An 11,319-nucleotide genomic window follows, 5' to 3' on the forward strand; every position below is an offset into this window, starting at 1 on the left:
GGGGATTTAGGGGGCTTGGATGTAGCAAATGAGACTTCTCAGACAACCTCTCAGAAGAGGGAAGTCGGAAGTCGGATAAATATAAATTTCATCTGGCAATAGAAAGCTAATATCATTTTATGACAATTACCTTTAATAAAAATCTCCCCCATCTCCCTATCTCCCTATCTCCCTATCTCCCTATCTCCCTATCTCCCCCTCTCCCCACCCTCCCCACCCTCACCACACTTCTTTTAGTTATAGATTTACAAATATGAAATGCACCCAACATCTACAACTTCAACCCTCCCTGCTGTAACTTCTTAAAGGGATCGAGAATAAAATCAATAATCCGACGCTGGCGCACAATCACCTCAGCCATGGCCGTATCTCCAGGACGCAAGGGAATACACTTATCAGCCGAAGCTATACAATCCTGCTTCAGTTCAATTTCTAAATCATAAACTGCTCTTTTACCATTAGGAGTATCCACCTCAGAGGTAGTAGGAGAAATGTCTACTAACTGTCCTGCTACAACTCCATAATCCTGAAACGGATAGGCATCAAATTTAAGCTTCACTGGCATTCCTGTCTCTAAAGAACCACTTTCAGTCGTTGCCATCTGCCCTCGAATTACCAACACCGAACCTGAGGGTGCAATTTCCGCCACCATAGTTCCTGACTGCACTACCGCTCCAGCCGCTTGAATCGGTAATTCAAACACCGTACCACTGACCGGTGCCTTTAACACTCGTTGCTTTAACTGAAGCTGCAACGAGTTAATCTCACCCTTACTTTGAGCAATTTCTGAATTGAGGGTAGTTATTTGTGTATCCAAATTCTTCAATTGTTCCTCCACCCTCAGCAGCGCTAATTTACCCGAGTGGCTCAGAGTCTGATAACTTCTTTGTTGTTCCTTTAGTCGTAACTGTGCCTGTTCAATCTCTGCTCGCGCTTGTCGAAGGCTTCGTTCATAACTACTCTGTTGTTCAGTTAGACGTAACTTACTCTGCTCAATCTCTGACTTGGTTTGTTCATACAACCGTTGCCTCTCCTGTAGCAAATCTTCCCGGTCTACTACTTGGATTTCCGAAACAATCCCTTCTTGATAGGCATCCTTGTAACGGTTCACCTCCCGCTCAGCATTATCCAAACGATTCTCAATTATATTAAAAGACTTTTGACTAAGTTTAAAGGTCTGACGCGCCTGATTAACTTGAGCTAACTTTTCTTCTTGTTGTAAATCATAGGAATTCTTCAGAGCCTCCAGATTCTGTAGCGCTTGGTCTACTTGTGTTTGTTTTTCCAACACTTGAGCTTGATTTTGTTGCTGCTGAGTTGCCAATGCTACCACTAATTGATTTTTCAGCAACTCTAACTGAGACAAGCGATTTAAGTGACCTTTTAACTTATCTTGTACTTGCCTTAGCTCTGAATTAACTAACTCAGATTCTAATACTAATAACTGTTGTCCAGCGTCTACTTTATCTCCCTTTTTTACCTTAATATATTCTACGGTTCCCGCCACAGCTGCATCCAGCCTCACCGTGTTTCCTTTCGGTTCTAGTCTTCCCCTAGCCGTACCGGTTTCATCCACTTGAGATAGTATAGCCCAGGGCAAAATCAGGCCAACAAATGTGATTAGAAAGTACATCAGTCCCCTTGTCCAAACTTGGGGTAAACTATCGAGTAGTTCTTGAGTGGCCTCAGACCAATCATCCCGAGATGAAGCTGGTGTTGGAGAAGTCAAGGTTTCTTGGTGTTGTTGGGGGGCAGGATCTCCGTTTACTTGTCTGTTTAATGTATTTGGCATGGGTTTAGTGATTAGTAATTAGTGATTTAGCAAATAAAACAGGGAGTAGGGAGTAGGGAGTAGGGAGTAGGGAGTAGGGAGTAGGGAGTAGGGAGTAGGGAGTAGGTAACTAGTGATTAGTTATTGGTCAAAACTGTTAGACGTTATTTGATAGCGTTTATTGCATTTATGAGGTACGCTTATCAGCCTGAAAGTCCCCCTTAATAAGGGGGATTTAGGGGGATCCCTTTGTCCTTCATGGGAGAGAGAATTGCTATATAACTCATCACTCAATTTCATCAGCCTTAAATTGCTGTTGATTCAGATAATAATAATGTCCCCGTTTTGCCATTAACTCTTTATGGGTTCCCCTCTCAATCAATACTCCTCTATCCATCACTAAAATTAAATCCGCATTCCGGACTGTAGATAAGCGATGAGCAATGACTAATGTTGTCCTCCCTTTGAGAATCTGATTTAAATTATTCTGAATAATCCGTTCGGATTCGGCATCTAAATGGGAGGTGGCTTCATCTAAAACTAATAACTTAGGATTCCCTAATAAAGCTCTTGCGATCGCAATCCGTTGCCGTTGTCCACCAGACAACATTCCTCCCCCTTCCCCAATCTGGGTTTCATAGCCCATGGGCAACTGTTTAATAAATTCATCAGCACCCGCTAATCGTGCTGCTTCCATAATCTCGTCTAAACTAGCAGCGGGATGACCTAAGCTAATATTTTCCCGAATGGTTGCACCAAACAAAAACGTATCTTGGTCTACTACTCCCACTTGCGATCGCAAAGACCCTAAGGACAAACTGGTAATATCGAGTTGATCAATTAAGACTTTACCATCCGTAGGAGGATACAATCCCAATATCAATTTAGAAATCGTGGTTTTCCCAGACCCACTGCGTCCCACTAGGGCTACCATTTGTCCTGGTTTCACTTCAAAGGAAAGATTTTCCAGTACATTTATCTCACTTTCTGGGTGATAGCGAAAGGTTACCTTATCAAAGCAAATGTGACCTTTAATTGGGGGTAACGATTGACGCGCCTGCTGCTGCAAATCCTCCTCTGGTTCAGCATCCAACACATCATTAATCCGTTCCATAGCAATTACTACTTCCTGGAATTCATTCCATAACACGGTTAACCGCTGGAAGGGAGTAATCACATTTCCTAGCAGCATATTAAAGGCCACTAATTGCCCAATCGTTAGCTGATTTTGAATTACTAACCACGCTCCATACCAGAGTAGGGCTGTTGTGGCCACGGCTTCAATCCCATTGCTGAAAATTTGGAGGCGATTGCTGATAACTTGCCCAGTAAATCCCTGTTTTATCTCCTTATTTAATAACTCCTCCCAATGCCAACGTACTGTTTGTTCTACTGCTGTTGATTTTACCGTTCGGACACCAGAAAGGGTTTCAATCAGATAGCTATTCTCTTTGGCGTAAGCCTGAAATATTTCCCGGGAAATCTTCCGTAAAAACGGTGTCGCGATTAAGGCTAGTAGGAAAAATGGCGGCACAATCACTAAGGCCAATAACGCCATTTTCCAACTGTACCAAAACATCAATCCTACATAGATAAATACCGTTAGTAAATCCAGCAGAATTGATAAGGCTTCACCGGTCAGGAACTGCTCAATCTTGCGGTTTTCCTGGACTCGTGATATGATGTCACCAACATAGCGGGACTCGAAAAACGAAAGAGGCAACCGCAGTGTATGGCGAATAAATCCTACAATCAGCGCTGCATCTACTTTATTAGCCGTGTGGTCTAGTAGATATTGCCGCAATCCCATCATCGCGACTCGAAATAGGCTAAACATCAGTAGCCCTAACCCTACCGCCATTAAGGTTAGCCCAGAGCGCTGCACCACGACTCGGTCTAAAATTAGCTGGGTAAATAGAGGTGTAATTAATCCAAATATCTGGATAAATAAGGAAGCGATAAACACTTCGAGCACCACTACCCCATGGGGTTTCATTAACTCAAAGAATTGCCAGAAGGTAGTAGTGGTCTCTTTAGCATCCTTGAGTAACGCAGTCGGTTGTAGCAGCAGTGCATAACCGCTCCAATCTGCTTTAAATTGCTGGTGGCTGAGGGTACGTTGACCAATGGCTGGGTCAGCAACAATAACGGAATTTTTGGTTATTTGATAAACAACAATATAATGTTTACCTTCCCAGTGAACAATGGCTGGTAGTTTTTGTTTGGCTAGCTGGTCAAGACTAGCTTTAACCGGACGAGTAGAAAAGCCAATACTTTCTGCTGCTGCTGATAATCCCCGCAGTGATGCACCATTACGGTCTACATTAGCGATATCTCGCAAACGATTCACACTAAACCGTTTTCCCCAATAGCTAGATACCATTACCAAACAGGCGGCACCACAGTCAGAACCACTCTGCTGGGCAAAATATGGATAGCGTCGGATTACCCGTTGCCATAAATGTCCCACTCGTTGATTAGGATTGGGAAAATAGGCTTTACTAATCGTTTTGGCAGGTGTGGATGGGGCAGTCGCTGATGGGGTTATGGGCTGGGGTGATGGAGTGGGCTGGGTGTCGGAGTCAACCAGTACTGAATTTTGCCTACGGGCGTACTCATACAGATGGTCTCGGATGCGAGGATATTTGCTAATTAGTGGAAACAACAACTCAGGGGTGAGATAGCAAAGCTGAAGATTCCGAGAAGCCCTCGCTGAGTAAGGCGAAAAGGATGCATCGGGAAAAAAGGTAGATTCCCCAAACGAGTCTCCCTCTGTCAAGGTGGCAAATTTTTCCCCAGCACTGTTGAGTAATCTAACCTTGCCGGTCATCACGATATAAATACCAGCTTCCGCCTGTTCAGCTTGCCAAAACTGGCCGACTTTTGGTTCGATAAATTTTATCTGTTTGAGAATCCGGGAAAATTCGGCATCATTAAAGGAATGCCCTAGGGTATCCCTCAGCTGCTGAGAAGAAATTGGGGCTAAATTTTGAACCATAATCCTCTAAACCTAAAAAATCTTCGAGGGAGAGTTAGCGATCTAGATGGCAGGGTCGCTATATCCAGGCAAAATCCTGTGGTAATATGAAGGCAATGTAAAGTTATGAAAAACTCACTGTCTTAATGCAGTCGCTCATGGCCCATGGGTCTGTGTGCGGAACCTGCGTCCGCACCTGTCTTGATGCAGTCGCTCATGGGGGGAACCCCCTTTGGCGGCGCTGCATCGCTCTCCAGCCCCGTGGAAACCAAGCCAGTTGCTCATGGGGGAGACCCCCACAGGTCGGCACTGGCTCCCCAAGACCGCTTAGGTGCCCTTGACCTAGGCGAAAATTCCCCACGGGTCGAACCTCTGCATCGCTTTATATTTGGGTTGCCATTCGAGCTTCATACCGAAACAACAGAATTTTTCTAGGGTTTTGCCACCACCAAACTAATCAATCAAAGTATGATGGTTGCGGTGCGACAAGGCGCGAGGTTCAAACCCCCACTGGAAAGCGCACCAACAGAAAGGCGCGAAATTAAAAATTGAAGTAAACCCACAGTTGTTAAGAAGAGCCTGCCGGATGTAGGAGTCTGTTGACAGGGTTAAAGTCAACGTGGTTTTAACCCTCGGGCGTTGGGCTAACCACAGAATCAACACTGTTTTAACCCGTTAAGATGTCAATATCAACCAATTTCAAGGAAATTAAATAACCAAGATGGAAGAAGAATCCTATTCTTACCGGTAGTCTGGGTATTATATAACAGAAGATTGTTCTGTGAAAAGCGTTTTTACTATCGCTAGGCAAAAAACCAAGACTATAAACGAAGCCAGTCAGCGGACTTTAGATCTGATACTTCAAGAGCATCCAGGTCCCGAATCGCAATCCGATTACTAGGCTGATTGAGATTGGTACTCTCGTTTTGTTGAACAGGTTTCCCTTTAGTAGACAGCCCCATTTTTTTCAGCAGCCGATTCACATGCTGAGGGGTTATTTTAATTCCCAACTCTTTGGCTAGATGTTTACTTAACCACCCCGCTGTCCAACGCTCAAAGGCATAACCAAATTCTTTTGGACCACGGCTGACCAGTTCTCGCAACCGTGCCAGATAGTGATCATTTACTGCTTTAGGGCGACCAATGGGATGATCATTCCACTTATGGGCTTGACCCATACGAGCCATAAAAATCCAATGGCGTACTGTAGCGGCACAACACCCTAGGGCTTTACAAATTTGAACTTGGCTTTTCCCTTCATCCGCTAGCAGCATAATTTCGATACGCTGACGATACTGTTGTGGTAAATCCGATTGCAGATTTTTTTGTAGCAGTTTGCGCTGAAACGGTGTCAAACAAAGACCTACAGAAATGCGTTCGCGTAGCGTGGCCCTAGGCCAATCGCTCTTAGTTTCCGATGTCAATTGATGGTGTGATATTGGTTTCATTGATTAGACGTTGGCATAAGTAGGGAGAAACAATCGGCCAAAGTCTATAGTTGCACATTCATACACCAATATAAACTAACTTTGTTGCCAAATTGGCACTTTTTTTTATTAATAAAAATTAATTTATAATGAAAATTATTTATTTTTGTAGACTAAAGTGATATAATCATCCTGAATCTTTAAGACAAAAGCACAGCAATTTGATGATATGGTGCTTGCCCATATCCTCGTGATCAGTTGTGGGAAAATCTAATGTGGGCGAATCTAATTAATTTGCCGATCTCAGCTGATGGGCAGATGGGGGCATGGGGGCATGGGGAGAGTTATTGACGTAATATATTCCGTTTAAATTCTGATTAGCTTAGGGATTGATCCTAAGTGAGTCATAGGTCATGGAGAAAAGATGAAGGATGAAGGGTGAAGTATCAAGTATGAAGTATCAAGTATGAAGTATCAAAGGTGAAGTGGAGCGATAGAACCTATGGCTCCTATGTTGATTAGACCCAATTAGCAATCACCAATTACAATCAATGACTAAATGAAACATGGACTTGATGCCTACGCTCACTTGGACTCCCCCATCCACAGTTGGGAACCTCGTGCCAAGCTAATTGCCCTACTGACCCTAATTTTCGCGTTTTCCTTTGTACAGCATTTGATAGTGCTACCACCGATGGTGGCTCTGACCCTAATTTTTTATCGAGTCTCTCGCCTGCCACTGTCTTTTCTGTTGAATCGGTTGCGCTATCCGGGATTGTTTCTGTTAGGGATTACACTGCTACTCCCCTTCACAGTAGGCACTACCGTGATCATTCAGCTCGGTCCAATCGCCGTGCGGCAGGAAGGACTGCTAACCCTAGTGCTGATTGCCACCCGTTTCTTATGTATTCTCACCATTAGTGTGATTTTATTTGGGACCGCACCCTTTTTGACCAACATCAAAGCTATGCGATCGCTTGGTCTGCCCTCACTGGTTGCGGATATGACTCTGTTGTCTTACCGCTATATTGAGCAATTTAGTAACGACCTAGCTAAAATGAAGCGGGCAATGCAGCTGCGAGGTTTTCGTGGCAAAGGACCAAAGCTTTCATGGCAGGAATTTGGAGGTCACCCAGTTGCTTCGTTACTGGAATTCTTCGCCCGTAGTTACCGTAACCTTAGAGTTTTAGCTTCCCTAACCGGAACACTTTTGGTACGCAGTTACCAGCAATCCCAGCAAGTCTATCAAGCGATGATTTTACGAGGGTATAGTAACACCTCTCAATTTATGGTTTCTGAGAGTTCTGGTGTGACAATAGGGAGTAGAACACAGAGCTTTTCATTACCCCTTCCTAGGGGAAAGCGTAGGTCGTCTAGTACAAACACTGCTGGTTTCCACCACTACATTGCTTTGGGACTCACTAGCTTGATTTCAGTAGGATTTGTGATCGCAGAAATTCTGTTAACACAAGCATGACCGAAGCGAATTCAGACTAATCAATGATGACTAATTCATGGTCATCAAATCAAGGTAATATTGATTCCGGTTAATGACTTATAAGTTTAGGGTTTGGGTTGGAGTTTTGTTAATTTAAATTAAATAAAATTAACACTTAAATTAACACTTCACAAAATTCCCTCACCCCGACTATAAGTGATTAGCCGTAATTAATATGGCTGAGAATTTATCCTAGCCTACAGCGAACGCTATCAGGCGAAACGACTTCATTCTTGGCCTTAAGGCCGTAGGCCACGCTGCGCGAACGGCCACGCTACGCGAACAGACTTCATCCTTCAGACTTTTACCGTGACCCAGCAAAAACAAGAATTTTTTTACCGAGAAGATTACATTGAACCCTATCAGTCATCTACTTCGTTACACTACGCCCTTGCCATTGATAGTCTGTATTTTTCCTACCCAGACCAACCGGATAGTTTACGCAATATCAATCTCACCATTAAGCCAGGGGAACGGATAGGTTTGATTGGGCCGAATGGTGCTGGTAAAACTACCCTATTTCTGACCATCTGCGGCGTTTTAAAACCAACTAGGGCAAGAGGGATGCTGTTATTTGGCAAACCTGTGGTAGCGGGTGAGTTTCGCCCAGAAATTGGTCTGGTGTTTCAGAATCCCGATGACCAGTTATTTTCCCCCTCGGTCTGGGATGACGTAGCCTTTGGACCAGAGAATATGGGGTTACCAGCGGTTGAGGTTGAACAGCGAGTTCAACAAGCCCTATCCCTGACGGGTGTGGAACACTTAGCGGCTCGAGTTCCCCACAACCTGTCTGGGGGTCAGAAGTGTATGGTAGCGATCGCAGGGGTTTTAGCCATGGGTCCATCCCTAGTGCTTTACGATGAACCCAGTGCCAATCTTGACCTTCGTTCCCGGCGTCGCTTGATTAGCTTTTTGAAAGGGTCCGAGGAGACAATACTGATTTCCTCCCATGACCTAGAACTGATTTTAGAAGTATGCGATCGCGTTTTGCTACTTGACGAAGGGCAAATTATTGCTGACGGTCCTCCTCAACAGGTGATGGCTAATCAGCAGCTGATGGAGGATCATGGTTTGGAAAAGCCTCACTCTATAGTGTCGGTTATCAGTAACCCTTGAAAATTTAGTCGTTGGCGGTTGACTGTTTACTGTTAACCGTCAACAATGATTAACTGGCTCAGGATGGTGCTGGAGTAATTCAATTACCTTCCCCACTTAAAAACTGCCGCTCCCCAAGTCAATCCTGCACCAAAGCCGGAGGTAACTATAATATCTCCTGATTTAATTTTCTCAAGCCGCACTGCTTCATCCAACACTATAGGTATAGAAGCCGCTGAGGTATTACCATATTGGGCGAGATTACTTAGAACCTTGTGCTTAGGAATCTTAAGACGTTGGGCAACTCCATCCAGAATCCGCTGATTAGCTTGATGCAAGAGCAGCCAATCCACCTGTTCAGTGCTGATATCGGCTCGGAATAATGCTTTTCCAATCACTTCCGGTACCTTTTGCACCGCAAAGCGATAAACCTCTTTGCCACTCATGGTAATGGGTTGATAAGTGCCTTTAGCAACTGTCAAACCCTTGACTATTTCCTGCTGTTGTGATTCATAGGCTAACTGAAGACAGCTATTCTGGGTACCATCACTACACAGTGCAAATCCCAGTAAGCGATCGGATTGATTTGCCTGCAAAACTACAGCCCCAGCACCATCTCCAAATAGTACACAAGTACTTCGGTCTGACCAATCCACCCACCTCGAGAGAATATCGGCACCAATCAGTAAGACATTTTGGTACAGGCCAGTGCGGATAAATTGGGACGCTGTAACCAGTCCAAAGACGAACCCAGAGCAGGCTGCGGTTATATCAAAGGCAACTGCTTTTGAGGCTCCCAGGTGTGCCTGAACTTGATTAGCACTACCAAACAGATCATCTGGGGTTGAGGTGGCTAGGATAATCAGATCTAGGTCTTCAGGAGCAATTCCAGCCATAGCGATCGCATTCCTTGCTGCCCCAGTAGCCATCTCACTTAGACTCCCTTGTGCATCCACCAGATGCCGTTGCCGAATTCCGGTACGAGTGGTAATCCACTCATCCGATGTATCAACCATTTGGCTTAGTTGATGGTTATCGAGGGTAACCTCTGACGCTGCGGAACCACTTCCGGTAATAGCAATGCCTGTTCCTAGTTGATTCAAGGCTCTTCTCCATCAGTTGCATCCCATGTTTTTCTCTTCCCAAGTTCGCTGCTTAGGGAGAAGGCGAAAAGACTGGTCATTGGTCAATCTTGCCATCACAGCCACTGTAAACTACACTATACAAGCCTTACACGGTTATGGTGTGGGGCTTGTGCCACGCTCAAGCTCAAAATTTCCTAGTTTAACGAAACCCTAGATGTTATTAGGTGGATTTTCTCCATATAGTTATCCGTTAAATACCATAATTTGCTGCTAAAGCTACCGGAGTTTACCTAAATGGCTATAAGGATGAGTGTAACACCAGACTTGATCAGCTACTAAAAATTTAGTCGGCATTTTGTTGTGGTCACATTTTGTTGACATTGTCAAGAATAAAAGTTAACTATGAACTGTCAACCGTCAACCGCCAACCGTCAACAAAAAAACTGTTGCGCTAATGGTGGCCTTGAAATACCGATCAACCTATCATGGCTTACTCCTGACTGCTAGAATTACTAGCCACTGATTCGGGGGACTTTTTGAAGTGATTAGCTTTAATCCGCTCTAGTACTCGGTGATCAATGGCTTCTTGAGCCAACCGAATGGCGTTAAAAATCGATGGAGCTTGGGAGCTACCGTGACTAATAATACAAATTCCTGCCACCCCTAAGAGTAGAGCACCGCCATGTTCGGCATGATCCATACGCTGCTTAATCCGCTTCAAGTTGGGTTTTAACAACGCTGTACCTAGCTGACCTTGTATCCCTTGAGGCAGTTCTTCTCGGATAATTTGCAGCATCACCTCCCCTACTGCTTCGGCAAACTTGAGCAGTATATTGCCCACAAAGCCATCGCACACAATTACATCAAACTGACCTGAGAGTACATCTCTACCCTCAGCATTGCCAATAAAGTTTATTCTGGAATTCTTTCGTAGCAGTTGATGAGTACGGATGGCCAAATCATTGCCTTTACACTCTTCCTCACCAATGTTTAGCAGACCCACCTTAGGCTCTTCCATGCCCAAGACATACTTGCTATATACTGAGCCCATGATGGCAAACTGCTCTAGATATTTAGGGCGACAATCCACAATTGCCCCCACGTCCATTATAATCACTGGCTTGCCAGCCATGATGGTAGGAAAAACTGCGCCAATTGCGGGACGGTCAATCCCTGGCAGACGCCCTAAGCGCAATAGAGCCGCTGCCATGGCTGCCCCAGAGTGCCCAGCACAGACTACAGCGTCAGCACGTCCTTGCTTGACTAAGTCCATGGCTACGTTAATAGAAGCCTTGGGCTTACGCTTCAAGGTCACCAAGGGTTCTTCATCCATGGCAACGACACCATCAGCAGCTACAATTTCTATCTGACTTGATCCGTGGTGTTGGGAAATAGAGGATCTAATTTGCTCAGGATCCCCTACCAACAATACCTCTACCCCTAACTCAGCTTGTGCTCTAATAGCT

8 protein-coding genes are annotated in these 11,319 nt (G+C 44.8%); 3 read left to right on the top strand and 5 right to left on the bottom strand.

Going from position 1 to position 11,319, the window contains the following annotated elements:
* Nucleotides 1-271: 271 nt before the first annotated feature.
* Nucleotides 272-1,792 (bottom strand): HlyD family efflux transporter periplasmic adaptor subunit, encoded by a 1,521-nt coding sequence (locus F6K57_RS30530; RefSeq protein ID WP_075896096.1) that lies wholly within the window; start codon nt 1,790-1,792, stop codon nt 272-274.
* A 265-nt stretch (nt 1,793-2,057) separates the two neighbouring features.
* Nucleotides 2,058-4,769, bottom strand: coding sequence for a peptidase domain-containing ABC transporter (locus F6K57_RS30535; RefSeq protein WP_293051698.1), 2,712 nt, complete (start codon nt 4,767-4,769; stop codon nt 2,058-2,060).
* A 183-nt stretch (nt 4,770-4,952) separates the two neighbouring features.
* Here F6K57_RS30535 and F6K57_RS30540 point away from each other — a divergent pair, with 183 nt between their 5' ends.
* Nucleotides 4,953-5,183, top strand: a complete 231-nt coding sequence (locus F6K57_RS30540; protein ID WP_143727426.1) for a hypothetical protein — start codon at nt 4,953-4,955, stop codon at nt 5,181-5,183.
* Nucleotides 5,184-5,569: 386 nt separating this feature from the next.
* Here the strand turns inward: F6K57_RS30540 and F6K57_RS30545 are convergent, their stop codons facing one another.
* Nucleotides 5,570-6,196 carry a helix-turn-helix domain-containing protein gene (locus tag F6K57_RS30545; RefSeq protein WP_293071934.1) on the bottom strand — a complete coding sequence of 209 codons (627 nt, stop codon included), beginning with the start codon at nt 6,194-6,196 and terminating at the stop codon, nt 5,570-5,572.
* 538 nt (nt 6,197-6,734) lie between these two features.
* Here F6K57_RS30545 and cbiQ point away from each other — a divergent pair.
* Both cbiQ and F6K57_RS30555 read left to right on the top strand, forming a co-directional pair.
* The gene (gene cbiQ / locus F6K57_RS30550; RefSeq protein ID WP_075896090.1) at nt 6,735-7,652 is read left to right on the top strand and encodes a cobalt ECF transporter T component CbiQ; all 918 of its coding nucleotides are present in this window, start codon (nt 6,735-6,737) and stop codon (nt 7,650-7,652) included.
* A gap of 330 nt (nt 7,653-7,982) precedes the next feature.
* A complete protein-coding gene (locus tag F6K57_RS30555; protein ID WP_293071935.1) occupies nt 7,983-8,789 on the top strand; it encodes an ABC transporter ATP-binding protein in 807 nt (268 codons plus the stop codon).
* Between the two features lie 83 nt (nt 8,790-8,872).
* On the opposite strand, the gene F6K57_RS30560 is transcribed toward F6K57_RS30555, so the two are convergent.
* Together F6K57_RS30560 and plsX are read right to left on the bottom strand one after the other, a co-directional pair.
* Nucleotides 8,873-9,871 (bottom strand): beta-ketoacyl-ACP synthase III, encoded by a 999-nt coding sequence (locus F6K57_RS30560; RefSeq protein WP_293071936.1) that lies wholly within the window; start codon nt 9,869-9,871, stop codon nt 8,873-8,875.
* A 472-nt stretch (nt 9,872-10,343) separates the two neighbouring features.
* Nucleotides 10,344-11,319 (bottom strand): phosphate acyltransferase PlsX (gene plsX, locus F6K57_RS30565; RefSeq protein WP_293071937.1); only part of this gene is annotated, 976 nt, incomplete at its 5' end.

Source organism: Moorena sp. SIO4A5 (assembly GCF_010672005.1).
Classification (GTDB): Bacteria; Cyanobacteriota; Cyanobacteriia; order Cyanobacteriales; family Coleofasciculaceae; genus Moorena.